General features: G+C 32.1%; 17 protein-coding genes. 8 read left to right on the top strand and 9 right to left on the bottom strand.

Features of this window, described 5'->3' with window-relative positions; all coding sequences use genetic code 11:
• Window positions 1-95: 95 nt before the first annotated feature.
• From G4D72_RS12345 to G4D72_RS12320, 6 genes are all read right to left on the bottom strand, one after another.
• Entirely contained in the window at window positions 96-1,424 is a 1,329-nt protein-coding gene (locus G4D72_RS12345) for a trigger factor (protein WP_166078031.1), read from the bottom strand.
• A gap of 98 nt (window positions 1,425-1,522) precedes the next feature.
• Window positions 1,523-1,867 carry a phage holin family protein gene (locus G4D72_RS12340; RefSeq protein WP_166078030.1) on the bottom strand — a complete coding sequence of 115 codons (345 nt, stop codon included), beginning with the start codon at window positions 1,865-1,867 and terminating at the stop codon, window positions 1,523-1,525.
• Window positions 1,868-1,953: 86 nt separating this feature from the next.
• A complete protein-coding gene (locus G4D72_RS12335) occupies window positions 1,954-3,513 on the bottom strand; it encodes a G-D-S-L family lipolytic protein (RefSeq protein ID WP_166078029.1) in 1,560 nt (519 codons plus the stop codon).
• Window positions 3,514-3,531: 18 nt separating this feature from the next.
• Window positions 3,532-4,788 carry an OmpP1/FadL family transporter gene (locus G4D72_RS12330; RefSeq protein ID WP_166078028.1) on the bottom strand — a complete coding sequence of 419 codons (1,257 nt, stop codon included), beginning with the start codon at window positions 4,786-4,788 and terminating at the stop codon, window positions 3,532-3,534.
• Window positions 4,789-4,892: 104 nt separating this feature from the next.
• The gene (locus G4D72_RS12325; RefSeq protein ID WP_166078027.1) at window positions 4,893-5,651 is read right to left on the bottom strand and encodes an alpha/beta fold hydrolase; all 759 of its coding nucleotides are present in this window, start codon (window positions 5,649-5,651) and stop codon (window positions 4,893-4,895) included.
• Window positions 5,652-5,752: 101 nt separating this feature from the next.
• Window positions 5,753-6,466 carry a pyridoxine 5'-phosphate synthase gene (locus tag G4D72_RS12320; protein ID WP_166078026.1) on the bottom strand — a complete coding sequence of 238 codons (714 nt, stop codon included), beginning with the start codon at window positions 6,464-6,466 and terminating at the stop codon, window positions 5,753-5,755.
• 90 nt (window positions 6,467-6,556) lie between these two features.
• Here G4D72_RS12320 and G4D72_RS12315 point away from each other — a divergent pair, with 90 nt between their 5' ends.
• The 8 genes from G4D72_RS12315 (at window position 6,557) to murI (ending at window position 14,646) form a co-directional block, all read left to right on the top strand.
• On the top strand, window positions 6,557-7,216 hold the full coding sequence (locus tag G4D72_RS12315) for a CBS domain-containing protein (RefSeq protein ID WP_166078024.1): 660 nt from the start codon (window positions 6,557-6,559) through the stop codon (window positions 7,214-7,216).
• An 11-nt stretch (window positions 7,217-7,227) separates the two neighbouring features.
• Window positions 7,228-8,112, top strand: a complete 885-nt coding sequence (locus tag G4D72_RS12310; RefSeq protein ID WP_166078023.1) for an NAD kinase — start codon at window positions 7,228-7,230, stop codon at window positions 8,110-8,112.
• A 196-nt stretch (window positions 8,113-8,308) separates the two neighbouring features.
• Entirely contained in the window at window positions 8,309-8,995 is a 687-nt protein-coding gene (gene porG, locus G4D72_RS12305) for a type IX secretion system protein PorG (protein WP_166078022.1), read from the top strand.
• Between the two features lies 1 nt (window position 8,996).
• The gene (locus tag G4D72_RS12300; RefSeq protein ID WP_166078021.1) at window positions 8,997-9,731 is read left to right on the top strand and encodes an isoprenyl transferase; all 735 of its coding nucleotides are present in this window, start codon (window positions 8,997-8,999) and stop codon (window positions 9,729-9,731) included.
• 7 nt (window positions 9,732-9,738) lie between these two features.
• A complete protein-coding gene (gene bamA / locus G4D72_RS12295; RefSeq protein ID WP_166078071.1) occupies window positions 9,739-12,357 on the top strand; it encodes an outer membrane protein assembly factor BamA in 2,619 nt (872 codons plus the stop codon).
• A gap of 37 nt (window positions 12,358-12,394) precedes the next feature.
• Window positions 12,395-13,240, top strand: a complete 846-nt coding sequence (locus tag G4D72_RS12290) for an OmpH family outer membrane protein (protein ID WP_166078020.1) — start codon at window positions 12,395-12,397, stop codon at window positions 13,238-13,240.
• A 46-nt stretch (window positions 13,241-13,286) separates the two neighbouring features.
• Entirely contained in the window at window positions 13,287-13,799 is a 513-nt protein-coding gene (locus G4D72_RS12285) for an OmpH family outer membrane protein (RefSeq protein WP_166078019.1), read from the top strand.
• A 70-nt stretch (window positions 13,800-13,869) separates the two neighbouring features.
• Window positions 13,870-14,646 carry a glutamate racemase gene (gene murI / locus G4D72_RS12280; protein WP_166078018.1) on the top strand — a complete coding sequence of 259 codons (777 nt, stop codon included), beginning with the start codon at window positions 13,870-13,872 and terminating at the stop codon, window positions 14,644-14,646.
• Between the two features lie 139 nt (window positions 14,647-14,785).
• On the opposite strand, the gene G4D72_RS12275 is transcribed toward murI, so the two are convergent.
• Genes G4D72_RS12275 through G4D72_RS12265 form a run of 3 tightly spaced genes read right to left on the bottom strand, consistent with a single transcriptional unit; the run spans window position 14,786 to window position 16,500 of the window.
• Window positions 14,786-15,301 (bottom strand): gamma carbonic anhydrase family protein, encoded by a 516-nt coding sequence (locus G4D72_RS12275; RefSeq protein ID WP_166078017.1) that lies wholly within the window; start codon window positions 15,299-15,301, stop codon window positions 14,786-14,788.
• 47 nt (window positions 15,302-15,348) lie between these two features.
• The gene (locus tag G4D72_RS12270; protein ID WP_166078016.1) at window positions 15,349-16,350 is read right to left on the bottom strand and encodes a PorP/SprF family type IX secretion system membrane protein; all 1,002 of its coding nucleotides are present in this window, start codon (window positions 16,348-16,350) and stop codon (window positions 15,349-15,351) included.
• 12 nt (window positions 16,351-16,362) lie between these two features.
• Complete coding sequence (locus G4D72_RS12265; protein WP_317165247.1) at window positions 16,363-16,500, bottom strand: T9SS type B sorting domain-containing protein; 138 nt, start codon at window positions 16,498-16,500, stop codon at window positions 16,363-16,365.
• Window positions 16,501-16,505 lie beyond the last annotated feature (5 nt).

Here is a 16,505-nt window from a genome sequence, read left to right as displayed (position 1 = left end):
TGTATTTAAAAGTTTGTGGTTTTAAGTTTCGTTTTAATATAAAAAACGTCAAACCAAAATGGATTGACGTTCAAATATACTAATTTTTATCAATATTACATTTCGCCATACATAGCTTTAACAAAATCTTGATAGTTTACTTCTTTTTCAACTGCCTTAACGTTTGTTTTGTATAAGTCGATCATTTTTAAGGTTAACACTTGATCAGAAATACGCTTAATTTCTTCTTGATTTGACATCACTCTAGAAACGATTCCGTCAACCTCAGCATCAGTAGCATTCGCTTGACCAAATTGTGCCATTTGCTGTCTGATTAATCCCGAAGTAAAGTCTTTTAATTCTTCGAATCTAACTTGTAAGTTATTTTGAGTGAATATTTTAGATTCGATTAATTGGTAGCGTAATCCTTTTTCAGATTTAGCAAATTCCACTTCAGCTTGTTCAGCCGTTAATGGCGTTTCACCAATAGTTTGAATCCATTTTTTTAAGAAGGTTTCTGGTAAATCAAATTTTGTAGTTTCTAATAAAGCTTCAGTAACATCGTTTAAAAACTTTTGATCAGCTTGTTGCACGAATTGTTGTTCTGCATCTTCTTTGATTCTTTCTTTTAAACCTTCAACAGTTGTTACTTCACCATTAGGGAATAATTTCGAGAATAACTCGTCATTTAGTTCTGCTTTTTCGATAGATTGAATAGCGTCAATTGTAAAGTTAACTTCAATATCTAATCCATGCACCTCATCATGAGACACTTTTAAATAATCCATTAATTGGTGGTCGTCGTTAAATAAACCTTTAGTTTGTAAAGTTACTACATCACCTACTTTTTTTCCAATAAATTGCTTACCCGTTTTTGCATCTGCAAAAATATCTAAACCAATTAAAGCTTGATTATTAATGTTTTTTTCTTCGTTAGAGAACGTTCCGTTAATTTCGAAACCTTCTTTTACTTCGGTTTCCGTAAGGATTTTACCGTATTGTTTTTGAATTCTTTCTACTTGCTCGTTTAATAAAGCATCGTCAGCAATAATTTTATAACGAGTTACTCCAGCTGCTCTTGCTAAATCTACAGAAAATTCTGGTGCAATTCCTAATTCGTATTCAAAAGTTAATTCATCTGCTGTCCAATCAAAATTTTCGTTAATTCTTGGCAATGCACTACCTAATAAGTCTAATTTTTCTTTTGCGATATAGTCTTTTAAACCTTTGTTCACCAATTGCGTTACTTCTTCAATAATTGCAGGTTTTTCAAATTGTTTTTTAATAACTTCCATTGGCGTTTTCCCTTTTCTAAATCCAGGAAGCGTAGCCGTTTTTCTTTTTACTTCTAAAAAATTTTGAATTTTTTCAGTATATTCATATTTACCAATTGTAATTTTTACAACGGCATTTAACGCGTCAATGTGTTCTTTTCTAATGTTCATTTTATTAATTTTTTGAAGTATAAAATATGGGTTGCAAAATTATATAATTTTTGCAACCCATACAAGTTTTTGATTTATTGAATTTTAGATTTAAAGATTTACTTTTTATCTATAAAAATTTTATTTAAAATATACTGAGAAACAGACAACACTATACTAAAAATAATAGCCGTTAAAAAAGTGGGCACTGAAATTCCGTCTATAAAATAATCGGCAATTTTAACAATTACTGCGTTAATGATTAACAGGAACAAACCTAAAGACATTATGGTAACCGGTATGGTAAAAAAGACTAAAATGGGTTTTAAAAAAGTATTTAATACCGATAAGGCAAATGCCATAAGTATCGCGGCAGTATAATTTGTAATTTCAATTTTTAAGAAATGTGATATCACAACTATTAATACCGTTGAGATAAGTAATTTGATAAGATAGTTTTTCATGGTTTTTTGCTTGTAATTAGAGTGTAAATATAAAAAAATAGGCACCAAAAATGATGCCTATTTTTAATTTTATTTAAAACGCTAACTTAGTTGGTAGGAAGAATGTTAATTCCTGGGAAATAAGTTGGATTTTGTAATGGTAAATTCGCTTTAAATTTAGTATTAATTACTTTAATGATTTCATTAGCAATTACTGCATATCCACGAGCATTTGGATGTACTCCATCTAAAGAAAACAATACTTGTCCTTCTGTAGCAGAACCACCGAAGTAGTTAGCTGTATAAATAGAACCTGTTTCAATTTTTAAACCTGAAACTAATTTGGCTAAGATAGCATTCATATCTGCCACAGCTACAACTGTTTTTCCAGCCGCTGCGTTTTTGGCATCGGCAATAGAGATAATCGAATTGTTATAAGCCGCTGTTGCATTAGAAATTGCTGTTAATTCAGAAGGGATCAAAACAAACTGATCTGATAATGGTAATGTTACCCCATTTACGTTAAATGGAGCTGGAGCTGAAGTATTAACTTGACCAATAATTGAGCTTGCACGCAAAACTATTAAATCAGAAGAAGTTGCACTACGCGCTCTACCATACAAATTTCCTAAAGTAGATGCGTTTGCAATAAGGATAGGATTCCCAGACCCATTAGCAAAAGCAGTAATTTGAGTACCTAAATCAGATAATGTCTCATCGTTAATTATCACAGCATTTGGCAATCCATCTGCAACATTAAGAGGAGAAATTCTACCATTAGTAGCTAATGCTAAAAATTGATGTAAAGAAGTAATTAATGCTATATTAGGATTTGCAGAAAGTGCCGCATCTGGAATTGGATTATATTTAACAGTTGTAAAAAACGGAATTGAAGTAACACTTGGAATCGTACACACCACACCTTTAGCACCGTTTGAAGTTAAAGTATTCACAATAGTACTGTACACACTATTAAACGTATTTGCATTTGTAATATCATTGAAACCATAAGTTGTAGGGTTTGTATTACCAGCAGCATTTTGATCTACACCAACACCACCTGAAGTAGCATAAGCTAAAACATCATTTGAACCAATCCAGTTAGTAAAGAAAGTAGGAGCTTTTGACATAGCATCACCTAAAACAGTTGCCGTTGGCGTTGTAGCATGTCTAGCAAAATATGGATTTAATGCTCCATACCCTTGAATGCCTAAATGAAATGATTTTGCGCCAGGAACTCCCATATTGTTATACGCTTTAGCTTGAGGCGTTAAAGTAATAGTAGAAGCACCTGCGATTGGCTCTACCGCACCTCTAGTTCCGTCAGCATTTAATTGAGTAGCATCAATTACTAATCTGGTTGAACCAGGCTGACCTGCAAAACCTCCTAAGTTATTAACGTCTTCTGCAAAAGAAGGCTGAGTAAAAGCACCACCACCTACTAAAGCAAATTGTTGTGCTAAAAGATTTGGGTAAGAATAAGTTTGTCCCACTCTTGAAACCGTATTGTCCATAAAACCTGCGGTAAGCGAGTTACCAACGGCTACATAAGAAGAAAAATCGGCTTCACCAGCTGAATAATCTGCTGTAACTTCTTTTTCAAATTCTGGTTCACAACTTGCAAAACCAATTGCTAAAGCTGCTAATGCTATAAATTTATTTTTCATTTTGTATATTTTTTTAAATTAGAAACCGTAAGTAATTCCGATACCTGGAGAGAATACAGAAGATTTGTATGTTCCACCGAAAGATGACAATCCTGTAGTTGTTGTTGGATCATCAAAATAATCGTAAGAATTATCTACTTGATCAAAATGTAAATATAAGAACGATAAGTCGATACCTAATTTGCTATTTACTTGATAAGTTAAACCTCCAGTGTATCCGTTAGAATCATTTCTTGGAGTTTCTGGTGCAAAATATCCGTCTTGTACTGGACTTTCGTCGAAATACCAACCTGCTCTGAACGTAAATTTATCATTAGCTTGGTATTGAGCTCCTAAACGGTACGTACTTGCATTTTTGTAATTTCTTGGGTTTACAGACGTTGGTAAAGTATTATCAAAATCTACATCTAAAGATTTATACACGTCCCATTTTGTGTAGTTATAATCGAAAGCAAATAACCATTTATCTGTTGGTCTATAAGAAATACCCGCTGTAATTTCTGCTGGTAAAGGTAAATCTGCACTAAACGTTGTGTTCGTAAAACTAGCTGATGCGATAGCTGGAACATCTGCAAAATTTGCACTTCCACCTCTTGCTTCCATGATAATTTCTGAACGATAATCTAAACCTAACATAACTTGGTTCGTTAATTTAAACATCATACCAATGTTATAACCTGTTGCAGAAATACCTGATGCATCTAAAGTAACATCTGTACCACTTCCGTTGTTAGACAAAACTGGATTTGGAGTTAAGTTTCTATTGAAATTTACACTACCTTGTACAAAAATCGGTCCACCACCAATACTAAATTTATCTTCTATTTTGAAAGAGATAGTAGGTTGAATGAAAATCGCTTGTAAATCAATGTTGTTTACTAAATGCGCTCCAGCCCAATCTTGATTCCATTCTACTGACGAACCGTAAGGAGTATAAACTGCTAAACCAGCAGAAACCCAATCGTTAATTTTATAAGTAGCATACAAACTAAATGGCGTACCTACGTTATCTGTAGCAGCCGTTTGATTGAACTGTGAACTTTGAAATCTTGTTTTAGCAAAAAGTGCGTTACCACCTACAGATAAATTGAATTTTTTATCTAAAAAAGACATCCCGGCAGGGTTAAAAAAAGCAACCTCTGCACTATTTACAACTGCAACTCCGGTATGTCCCATCGCCAATTGTTTCTGACCTTGGATCGAAACTCTATATCCACCTGCGAACATAGTAGCTGACGCCAAAGTAAGTAATGATAAAGAAAATAATTTTCTCATAATTTAAATTTAGTTAGTTTATACGTTATATTTATTTCAAAATTAACATTAATTATGAAATTTACAATTTTTTTAAGGAAAATATTATGTATGCATAATAAATTTTATAGAAATTTTTCAACTTCGTAATAAAAGGCCTTTGGATTTTCGGCGTGTAGCCAATGTCCGGCATTAGGAATAGTAGTAATTGTAGCTTTTGGAAAATGATAATATATGGTTTCAAAATCGGCATCTAAAATATAATCCGACTTATCGCCGCGAAGAAACAAAGCAGGTTTCTCATAATGACTTTCAAACGGGAGTGCCGTACCAATTTCGGTAATTTTTTCGTTAAAAACTTTCAAATTAAACCTGAAACCTAATTGTCCGGGTTCTACCCAATATAAATTTTTCAACAAAAACTGTTTGGTTCCAAAATCGGAAATGTATGCAGAAATGATTTCATCTACTTCCGCCCTACTAGGTTGTTTGGAAAAATCCACTGCATTTAATGCGGCTAATATACTTTGATGATGTGGCGCGTAATATTTCGGGCCAATATCAGCTACAATTAATTTTTCAAGTAAATTTGGATAACGCGTGGCGAACAACATGGCAATTTTTCCACCCATGGAATGTCCTAAAAGAGTGATGTTTTCTAATTTATGAAAATCGACATACGCTTTCACATCTTCTACCATCACTTCATAACTAAAATCGTCGGAATGAAAACTTTTTCCATGGTTTCTCATATCTAGCAGATGCATTTCAAACCCTAAATTTTCAAATTGCGTGCTTAAAGTTTTCCAATTATCAGACATTCCTAAAAATCCGTGAATGATTAAAAACGGTTTTCCTTGTCCTTCTATTTTTGAATATAGCATTTTAATAAATAATTAATTCTATAAATTTTAGACCGCAAAAGAGTAGAATGAAATCCAAGTCGAACTTCAAAGACTAAACTTACCTTTTAAGTTTTTACTTTTTACTTCAACCTTTGTAAATACATGTTCACTACATTTTCAAAACCTAAATATAGCGATTCTGAAACTAAAGCGTGTCCGATTGAAACTTCTAATAAATTCGGAATATTATCTTTAAAAAATTTAATATTATCTAAACTTAAATCGTGTCCGGCATTGATTCCTAAACCCAATTCGTTTGCTCTAATTGCTGCTTTTACAAAAGGTTCTATGGCAGCATAATTACCTAAACCGTATTGATGAGCGAAAACTTCGGTATACAATTCAATTCTGTCTGAACCTGTTTCCTTTGCACCATCAACCATTGCTTCAATTGGGTCAACAAAAATAGAAACTCTAATGTTGTTTCTTTGAAATTCTTGCACCACTTCTTTTAAATACGATTGGTGTGTTACTGTATCCCAACCTGCGTTTGAAGTAATGGCTCCAATAGCATCTGGCACTAAAGTCACTTGATCTGGTTTACATTCTAAAACTAAATCAATAAAATTATGTTGTGGATTTCCTTCAATATTGTATTCTGTATGCACTACATTTTTTAAATCTCGTGCGTCTTGATAAGTAATATGACGTTCATCAGGACGGGGATGAATGGTAATTCCGTTCGCACCAAATTTTTGAATATCTTTTGCAACTTGCAACAAATCAGGAACATTACCTCCACGGGCATTTCTTAGTGTTGCAATTTTATTAATATTAACAGATAACTTTGTCATAAATGTGTTTTATTTGTACAAAAATACAAACAAAAAACTAAGTAATTTGTATTTTTTGCTTAATTTGCAATAGTTTTGAACCAATCATTTATGGATAAAATTACAGATTTTTTAAATAATCAATTCAAACCCTTACAAGTCAACGATTCTATTGCTGACGCAGAAAATTTGTTTTTAGATTTTAATTATTCTCATTTTCCTGTTTTAGAACAAGACATTTATATCGGATCAATTGCTAAAGAAGATACGGAAATACTAACAACTTCCCATCTTATTAACGATCACAAGTACAATTTACATCGCTTTTTTGTACGCAACAACATGAATTGGTTTGATGTTTTTGAAGAATTTTCTAAAAACAACACCAATTTATTACCTGTTTTAGATGAAAAAAACCAGTACGTTGGATTTTACGAATTAGATGATGTACTTCACTTTTTAAACGAAACTACGTTTGTTAAAGAAGACGGCGGCATTATAGTGATTGAGAAAGAATCTACCGATTTTACCTTTAGTCAAATTTGTCAGATTGTAGAAAGTAATGATGCAAAAGTGTTAGGCGTTTTCATATCGAACATCTCACAAAACAGCACACAAATAACATTAAAAATTTCGCAAAGTAATTTTAATGAAATCATACAAACGTTTAGAAGATACAACTACACGATTTTGTCGGAACATCAAGAAGATTCCTATTTAGCAGGTTTAAAAGAGCGTTCAGATTATTTAGACAAATATTTAAATATTTAAAATTTCTTAAAATGAAAATAGCCGTATTTGGTCAGTACTATCAAAACAACACGCATTCTATAGTAGAAAAAGTGGTGGCGTTTTTAGAAGAAAAAAATATTGAGGTTTGTTTTTATAAGGTGTTTTATGAAAAATTACTGGAAAATAATGTACTTACAACTGTTTTCCCAACGTTTGATTCACATGAATGTTTGAAAAAAAATTTCGATTATTTAATTAGTATTGGTGGCGATGGAACCATATTAAGAGCTGCTACTTTTGTAAGAGATTCAAATTTACCAATTATTGGAATTAATGCAGGTCGACTAGGATTTTTAGCTACAGTACAAGAAGAAAATATTGAAAATCTTTTACAAAGAGTACTTGTTAACGATTTTACTTTATCTAAAAGAACTTTAGTAAGTTTATATTCTAATCCTGAAAACATAGATTTAGAAGACATCAATTTTGCCTTAAACGAAATAACGGTTTCCCGAAAAGACACGACGTCTATGATTACGATTGAAACCTATATAAACAATGAATACTTAAATTCTTATTGGGCTGATGGACTAATAATATCTACGCCAACTGGCTCTACTGGATATTCATTGAGTTGTGGCGGACCCGTAATTATGCCAACTGCCAATTGCTTGGTAATTACACCAATTGCGCCACATAATTTAACAGCCCGACCATTAATAATTCCTGATGATTCGGAACTAACCTTAAAAATAAAAGGAAGAGAAGAACAATATTTAGTTTCTTTAGATTCTAGGATTACTTCTGTTTCTAACGAAACTACACTATCTATTAAAAAAACCGATTTCCACATTTCAATTGTAGAATTCCCAGAAGAAGGTTTCCTGAGAACGATAAGAAAAAAACTACTTTGGGGAGAAGACAAAAGAAACTAAAATTCCAAAAAAATTAGACAAAGTTCTGATATTGTATGAAAATATTTCATAAAAAATCGAACAAAACCGAATTGACAATCCCAATAACACACGATTTTTCATTTTTTTACGTTATTCAATGAAGTTAATCATCAAAAAAACTTGGTTTAAGATGGTTAGTACTTCAATATTATTATATTTGCAAACTATTTAAAAAATGAAAAGATTTTTATTAAATATTATCGGGCTATTCTGTTGCTTAACTTCTTTCGGACAAATTCACGAATTAGGAGTTTTTGTTGGCGGTAGTAATTACATTGGAGATGTAGGAAGCATGGATTATTTGGCACCAAATGATGCCGCTTTTGGCGTGCTTTATAAATGGAATAAAAGTACCAGACATTCTTGGAGATTTTCGTACACACAAGCAACTATTTCAGCTAGAGATGTAGATAGTAAAGCGCCAAACAGAAATTTAAGAGGTTTTGAAATAAAAAACAACATAAAAGAAATTTCAGCTGGTTTAGAATTTAATTTTTTAGATTTTGATTTGCATCAGTCGGATTTTGTATTTTCACCTTATGTATATTCTGGCATATCTACCTTTTTATACAACGAAACATTTGTATTGAATAAAGAAAGTAAAGAAGATTACAGAGATTTTTCCTTTGCCATTCCGATGGTTGTTGGAGTAAAAGCAAAGATAGCCAACCAATTGGTTTTAGGATTAGAAACTGGTGCTAGATATACATTTACCGATAATTTAGACGGAAGTAATCCTGAAAATAAAAATTTTGAGCCTTTAAAATTTGGTAATTTAAATAATAAAGATTGGTATATTTTTACAGGATTTACCTTAACGTATACCTTTGGGAAAAACCCATGTTTTTGTGCAGAAAAATAAAATGAAAAAAGAAATAGATCCAAACAATTTACCCAAACATCTAGCCATAATAATGGATGGCAATGGTAGGTGGGCAAAAAAACAAGGCATGTTACGTGTTTTTGGCCATGAAAAAGGCACCAAATCTGTAAAACAAACTGTTGAAAATTGCGCTAAATTAGGAATTGAATATTTAACACTTTACGCTTTTTCTACTGAAAACTGGAACCGACCAAAAATTGAAGTCGACACCTTAATGAAACTTTTAATAAGTGCCTTAAAAAAAGAAGTAAAAACATTACAAGATAACAATATAAAACTTAACGCGATAGGTAATTTAGACAGTTTACCTAACGGGGTAAGAAAAGAACTACTTGAAGTAATTTCTAAAACAGCTCAAAACTCACATATGACCTTAACTTTAGCTTTAAGCTACGGGGCTAGAGATGAAATCATAAATGCTGTTAAAATAATTTCAGAAAAAGTTAAAAATAATATAATTTCATTAGATGCTATTGACGAATCAATTATTAATCAGCATCTTTACACGCACAACATGCCAGATGTGGACTTAATGATAAGAACCAGTGGCGAACACAGAATAAGCAACTTTCTATTATGGCAAATTGCTTATGCTGAATTTTATTTTACCGATGTACTTTGGCCAGACTTTAACGAAGAAGAATTGCACAAAGCACTATTAAGTTATCAAAAAAGAGAAAGAAGATTTGGAAAAACAAGCGAACAAATTAGATAAATTGACAATGTTTAAAAACAGAATACTATTTTTATTTACCTTATTATTTATAGGAAATACAATAAACGCACAAGATACAATTCTAGAAAAAGGTAAAGAATACACGCTTTCTGGTGTAGAAATTACTGGAAAAGTTTCTTTTAACGAACAAACAGTTATAACTTTTACCGGTTTAGAAATTGGTAGTAAAATTAGAGTTCCTGGAGATGAAATTAGTAGTGCAGTAACCAAACTTTGGAAACTTGGTTTGTTTAACGACGTAAACTTTTATGTAAAGAAAATTGAAGGTGAAAACATTTTTCTAGAATTAGAATTATATGAATTACCTAAACTTAACGAAGTTAAAATAAAAGGTATTAAAAAGGGAAAAAAAGAAGACGTTCTTAAAGAAACGGAACTTACAAAAGGAAAAATTGTAAACGAAAACTTGGTAACCAATACCAAAAATTACATCGAAAATAAATTTAAAAAAGATGGTTTTTTCAACACAAAAGTAACCATTAATACTCTGGCTGATTCTACAAATACAAAAGTAGATATGGTTATTTTCATAGATAAAGGTAAAAAAGTAAAAATTGATAAAATCAACTTTATCGGTAACGAATTATTAGCCGATAAAAAACTAAAAAAAGCTTTCAAAAACACCAAAGAGAAAAAAATATATCGCCTTTTTAAAGCCTCTAAATTTGTTAAAGACAAGTACAAAGAAGACTTAACTACTTTAGTTTCAAAATATAAAGAAAAGGGGTTTAGAGACGCAAGAATTATCTCTGAAAATGTAAACTACGACAAAGATAAAAACAAAATTACCATTAATGTAAATCTTGAAGAAGGTAGAAAATACTATTTCGGTAACATCAGATTCTTAGGAAATACAGTTTATTCTGACCAATTATTAAATTCCATATTAGGAATTAAAAGAGGTGAGATTTATAACGGGGTTTTACTAGATAAAAGAATTGCAGATAATTCTTCACCTGACTCAGAGGACATTTCAAATTTATATCAAAATAACGGATATTTGTGGTCTAATATTAACCCTGTTGAAGTAAAAACAGAAAACGACACGATCGATTTCGAAATTAGAATTTCAGAAGGTCCAGTAGCCTATTTGAACAACGTAACTGTAAAAGGAAACGACAAAACCAACGACAGAGTTATTTATCGCGAATTAAGAACGCGTCCGGGAGAAAAATGGAACAAAGAACAAGTAATACGTACTATTCGTGAATTAGGACAATTAGGTTTCTTTGATGCAGAAGCGATTCGCCCTGAGCCTGTAAATATGGATCCTTCCGCTGGAACGGTAGATTTAGATTGGACAGTTGTAGAAAAAGGATCAAGTCAGGTAGAATTACAAGGTGGATATGGTGCCGGTGGATTTATTGGAACACTAGGTTTATCTTTTAACAACTTCTCTTTAAAAAATATTTTCAATAAAAAAGCCTACCAACCTTTACCTATGGGTGACGGGCAGAAAATGTCATTAAGATTACAAGGAAGTCAAGGGTTTCAGGTATACAGTTTATCCTTTACAGAACCTTGGTTAGGCGGAAAAAAACCAATTAGTTTCTTTACTTCCATATCACACAGTAAACAATTTTTATTCGATTTTAATACCAGAGACGTTACCAGAGATAAAAGTTTCAACATTACTACATTAACTGTAGGATACGGAAAAAGATTAAAAGTTCCAGATGACTATTTTAGTTTATCTAACTCGGTTTCTTTTTCTTACTATGACTTAAACAATTACAATACTGGTTTATTCACTTTCGGAGATGGAGCCTCAAGAAACTTAGCGTTCAGTACAACTTTAACCAGAGACAGTAGAGGTTTAGATCCAATTTTTCCTGATAGAGGTTCAAACTTTTCTATTTCAGCTAAATTCTCCTTACCTTACTCATTATGGAATGGTGTAGATTACGGGAACTTAGAAAAACAAGAACAATATAAGTTAAAAAACAAAGGGGCATCATACACTAACAGTAACGGAAATTTTGTTCCACAAGGCGCTTATATTGATGAATTTGGAGATGCAACAACCGATTTTAACAAAGCCGTTAAAGATGATGCATTAATAGACCAGGAAAGATTTAAGTGGTTAGAATTTTATAAAGTTAAATTTAGTGGGGATTGGTATACTAAAGTGTACAAAAAATTCGTTTTACGTGCTAGAGGAGAATTTGGATTCCTTGGCGCTTACAATGCAGACAGAGGAATCATTCCTTTTGAAAGATTTTTTGTAGGTGGTGATGGACTAGCAAACTTTGCTTTAGATGGTAGAGAAGTAATTCAATTAAGAGGTTATCCAAATAATTCACTATCTTCGCAAGACGGTGGTTCTATTTACAATAAATACTCTATGGAGTTAAGGTATCCAATCACGATGAAGCAAACGGCAAAAATTTATGCCATGACTTTCTTAGAAGCAGGTTCTGCTTTTGATAGTTTCAAAAAATTCGATCCTTTCAAAATGCAACGCTCTGCAGGATTTGGTTTAAGAGTATTTATGCCTGCCTTTGGTTTATTAGGTATTGATTTTGCTCATGGTTTCGATCCTGTTCCTGGAGATACAATTAAAAGTGGATGGCAAACACACTTTATCATCGGACAACAATTTTAAACTTTGGCACGATAGTTGAATTTAACATTTTAAGTTTATGAAAAAATATTTTGTTTTACTTTTTAGTTTTGTTTTATTTGTAGCACAAGCGCAAAAAACAACAAAAATTGGATACATTGATATGGAGTATATTTTGGAAAAAGTTCCAGAGTATGCAGAAGCAAAAAACCAATTAGAACAAAAAGCAAACACTTGGAAACAAGAAATTGAAACCAAGAAAAATGAAATCAAAAAACTTAAGGATGCCTTAGCATCTGAAAAAGTGTTATTAACAAAAGAATTGATTAACGACAAAGAAGAAGAAATAAATGTGCTTGAAAAGGAAATGCTAGAGTACCAACAAAAAAGATTTGGTCCACAGGGCGATTTAATCATACAAAAATCGGCACTAGTAAAACCCATACAAGATCAGGTTTTTAATATTGTACAAGATATTGCAGCACAAAGAAACTATGATTTCATTTTCGACAAATCGTCAGATTTAACCATGCTTTTTACAGCAGAACGATTTGACATAAGTGATTTTGTTTTAAAAGCATTAGAAAGAGCAGGAAAAAAAGTAGAATTGTCTAAAAAACAACAGAAAATTCAGGATGCAAAAGAAAAAAGAGAATTTGACACTACTGAAAATCCAGAAATATTAGAGAAAGAGAAAAAAGTACAAGCCACAAAAGACGAAAGAGAACAAAAATTACAAGAACGCAAAGATGCTGCTGCAGCTAAGAAAAAAGAGGCAGACGATAAAAGAGCAGAACTTTTAAAAACAAGAGCAGAAGCTCGTCAGAAATTATTAGACGAGCAAAAAGCAAAAAGAGAAGCTTTAAACAAGAAAAAAGAAGAAAAAAAAGAAGACAATAAAAATCAAGAACCAATTAAAAATTAAAACCTAGAACCAAAAAAGTAAATAACCCTTATTAAATTAAATTAAAATGAAACAATTAAAGACCCTATTTATTGCAATAGTAATGTTTTTTGGAGCACAAGTAGCAACAGCTCAAACTAAAGTTGGACATATTGATGTAAGTACTTTAATGACTACTATGCCTGCAATGAAAGCAGCAGAAGCTCAATTGACAAAATTGAGAGAAGGTTACGATGTAGAATACAAAAAATTAGTATCGGAATACCAAACTAAAGCTGCTAAATATCAACAAGAAGCTGAAACTGCTGGTGATGTTTTAAACCAAACTCGTTCTCAAGAAATGCAAGACATGGGAGCAAGAATTCAAAAATATCAAGATGATGCCTCAAAATCATTACAAGATAAACAAGTTGAATTACAAAAACCATTATTCGAAAAAGCGTTAGCTGCTATCAAAAAAGTATCTGACATGAAAGGTTTATCTTACGTACTTGATTCAACTTCTCCTGGAACTGTTTTACATATTGGTGCAGGAAACATAGACATTATGGCTGATGTAAAAAAAGAATTAGGTTTCTAAAAAAATACTAAAATCATACAAAACTGCTCGATCTTTTTTAGATTGAGCAGTTTTTTTTTACATTTGTTTTATGAGCAATACAAACCCAATAGGACTATTCGATTCTGGCGTTGGCGGCACTTCCATCTGGAAAGAAGTTCATGCATTGCTACCTAACGAAAGCACCATTTATTTAGCGGATAGTAAAAACGCACCATACGGACAAAAAACACAAGAAGAAATTATTGCACTCAGTAAAAAAAATACAGAATTTTTACTAAATCAAAATTGCAAACTAATCATTGTGGCTTGCAACACCGCAACCACAAATGCAATAAAAGTGTTACGAAATTCTTACGACATACCATTTATCGGCATTGAACCCGCAATAAAACCCGCTGCTTTACATTCAAAAACACAAAAAATCGGAATTTTAGCTACCCAAGGCACTTTAAATAGTGAGCTTTTTCATCAAACTGTTGCCTTATATTCCGATGTTAAAGTCGTAGAACAAATTGGCTACGAATTAGTACAACTCATCGAAAATGGTGAAATGTACTCTAAAAAAATGACCCAACTCTTAGAAGATTATTTACACCCAATGGTTGCGCAAGACATCGATTATTTGGTTTTGGGTTGCACGCATTATCCGTACTTAATACCACAAATAAAAAAAATCATACCCCATCACATTAAAATTATAGATTCAGGCGAAGCCGTGGCGAAACAAACTAAACACATTTTAGAAATCAATAACTTATTCAATACTTCTAAAGATGTAAAGCAAATATTTTATATTAATCAAGCACCACAAGTAATGCAAGAATTAATTGGCGATAAATTTAGAGTCGCTTACAAAGATTTTTAGGAGCACCACATTGGTCTTTCAAAACAAAACCCCTCGTGTCTTCCACTATATCTTTTATTTTGTTGTTTTTTCAAGTACAAAAACAACAAAATAAAAGGATGCCGTTACAACCACGGCTATAATTCATAAAAGTGCTTTTTTAGTCTTCTTTAAACCAACTTGAATACATCACATAATTAGTAGAAATACGATCAATCTCGCCCGCAAAATCACTTGTATTTAACGCTTTGACTTTCTTTGCTGGAATTCCAGCGTAAATGAAGCCGCTTTCAACATGTGTGTTTTGGGTAACCACACTTCCCGCTCCTATTATCGAATTACTTTCTACCACACAGCCATCCATAATTATGGCACCCATACCAACCAAAACATTATCATGAATCGTACAACCATGCACAATAGCATTGTGTCCGATTGACACATTATTTCCAATAATTGTGGGATGCTTTAAATACGTGCAATGAATTACCGCACCATCCTGAATATTTACTTTATTTCCAATAGAAATAAAATTAACATCTCCTCTTACTATAGCATTAAACCAAACACTACACTGTTCTCCAAAAGAAACATCACCTACAATAGTAGCATTTTCTGCTACATAACAATCAGCTGGAATAGCTGGCTTTTTTCCTCTAACTTCTTTAATAATCATAATAAATTGTTTAAAAAAAAATCCCGAATAAATCGGGATTAGTTATTTTAGTTTGCAACAGCTGGACAGTTACAATCGTAAGCCTTAGGCTTGCAGAATAAATTCAAACCGATAGTTAATTGATGATACCCTGCGTTATCAAATTTAACATCCCCTAAAACCTGATTGTAAGAATAACCAATCATAAACTGTTTAAAATTTAAACCTACGAAAGGTGTTATATATTGTAATTTTTGATTGTCTACAACTTGACCATTTAAAAACTCGGCACCGTCAAAACTTCTTCTGTATGAAAGACCACCCCAAAGTCTACCAAAATCCATTGCTTTATAAACTTTAGCATTTAAATCAATAGCTTTCTCTCCAGTTTGTTCTGTAATTTGGAATAAAAAAGAAGGCTCTATTGAAACGTTCTCCTCATCACCAAAATTAGCACCAACACTCCATAAATATTTTCTTAAATTGTCTGATTCGATTCCATCTAAATATAATTCCCTTCTATTGGCAATAAAATTTTTAACTGTAACATGAGTAAAGAAATCCATATAATGATAAGAAGCACCTAAATCTAAGTTAAAATAAGAGTCTTTTTGAGTAATACCACCATAAACTTGTGGGTCAAAAACGGTAAAAGCAGTTTCATCTAACCTACTCTGAACAAAAGCGGTACTTAGACCAAAAGAAAGCATGTTCAAATCAGCCTTTGAACGAGAAAATAAAATATGATGTGCATAACTTAACTTGGCACCAGTTTGTGAATGGTATCCGTTTTTATCATTAAAAGCAATTATTCCCATACCTGATTTACCATCCTCATCTAAAGCCGTATTAAAACTCATAGTTTGTAAAGAAGGAGCATTTTCCTGACCAAACCATTGTTGTCTACCTGTAACTCTTAATTTAGCACAATTAGCAGCACCAGCCATAGAAGGATGAATTAAATAATAATTATCCGTAAGATAATCTGTATAAACAGCAATTCCTTCTTGGGAAAAAGCCGATTGAAAAAAAATAATTAGGTTAAGGAGTAATAAATTTCTTAGTTTCATAGTATTCGAATATTATCTTTTTAACGAAAAATGTGCTTTAAATTGTTTTTGTTGGTCGTTTTCTGTGTAGTCTACACTAAACCAATAATCCGTAGATGGAATGTCTTGTCCGTTGTATTTTCCGTCCCAACCTTCTCCTAATGGATCTATTTGTT

The organism is Flavobacterium difficile (genome assembly GCF_011392115.1).
Classification (GTDB): Bacteria; Bacteroidota; Bacteroidia; order Flavobacteriales; family Flavobacteriaceae; genus Flavobacterium; species Flavobacterium difficile.
Note: the sequence above shows the minus strand (reverse complement) of the source record. Positions and strands in the feature narration are given on the sequence as shown.

Excerpts from the sequence above, each read along its gene's own strand:
- G4D72_RS12335 (WP_166078029.1), bottom strand. The coding sequence starts at position 3,513 with ATGAAAAATAAATTTATAGCATTAGCAGCTTTAGCAATTGGTTTTGCA.
- G4D72_RS12300 (WP_166078021.1), top strand. The coding sequence starts at position 8,997 with ATGAAAAAAGAAATAGATCCAAACAATTTACCCAAACATCTAGCCATA.
- G4D72_RS12320 (WP_166078026.1), bottom strand. The coding sequence starts at position 6,466 with ATGACAAAGTTATCTGTTAATATTAATAAAATTGCAACACTAAGAAAT.
- G4D72_RS12270 (WP_166078016.1), bottom strand. The coding sequence starts at position 16,350 with ATGAAACTAAGAAATTTATTACTCCTTAACCTAATTATTTTTTTTCAA.
- G4D72_RS12325 (WP_166078027.1), bottom strand. The coding sequence starts at position 5,651 with ATGCTATATTCAAAAATAGAAGGACAAGGAAAACCGTTTTTAATCATT.
- G4D72_RS12315 (WP_166078024.1), top strand. The coding sequence starts at position 6,557 with ATGGATAAAATTACAGATTTTTTAAATAATCAATTCAAACCCTTACAA.
- G4D72_RS12290 (WP_166078020.1), top strand. The coding sequence starts at position 12,395 with ATGAAAAAATATTTTGTTTTACTTTTTAGTTTTGTTTTATTTGTAGCA.
- G4D72_RS12340 (WP_166078030.1), bottom strand. The coding sequence starts at position 1,867 with ATGAAAAACTATCTTATCAAATTACTTATCTCAACGGTATTAATAGTT.
- G4D72_RS12330 (WP_166078028.1), bottom strand. The coding sequence starts at position 4,788 with ATGAGAAAATTATTTTCTTTATCATTACTTACTTTGGCGTCAGCTACT.
- G4D72_RS12310 (WP_166078023.1), top strand. The coding sequence starts at position 7,228 with ATGAAAATAGCCGTATTTGGTCAGTACTATCAAAACAACACGCATTCT.
- G4D72_RS12275 (WP_166078017.1), bottom strand. The coding sequence starts at position 15,301 with ATGATTATTAAAGAAGTTAGAGGAAAAAAGCCAGCTATTCCAGCTGAT.
- bamA (WP_166078071.1), top strand. The coding sequence starts at position 9,739 with ATGTTTAAAAACAGAATACTATTTTTATTTACCTTATTATTTATAGGA.
- porG (WP_166078022.1), top strand. The coding sequence starts at position 8,309 with ATGAAAAGATTTTTATTAAATATTATCGGGCTATTCTGTTGCTTAACT.
- murI (WP_166078018.1), top strand. The coding sequence starts at position 13,870 with ATGAGCAATACAAACCCAATAGGACTATTCGATTCTGGCGTTGGCGGC.
- G4D72_RS12285 (WP_166078019.1), top strand. The coding sequence starts at position 13,287 with ATGAAACAATTAAAGACCCTATTTATTGCAATAGTAATGTTTTTTGGA.
- G4D72_RS12345 (WP_166078031.1), bottom strand. The coding sequence starts at position 1,424 with ATGAACATTAGAAAAGAACACATTGACGCGTTAAATGCCGTTGTAAAA.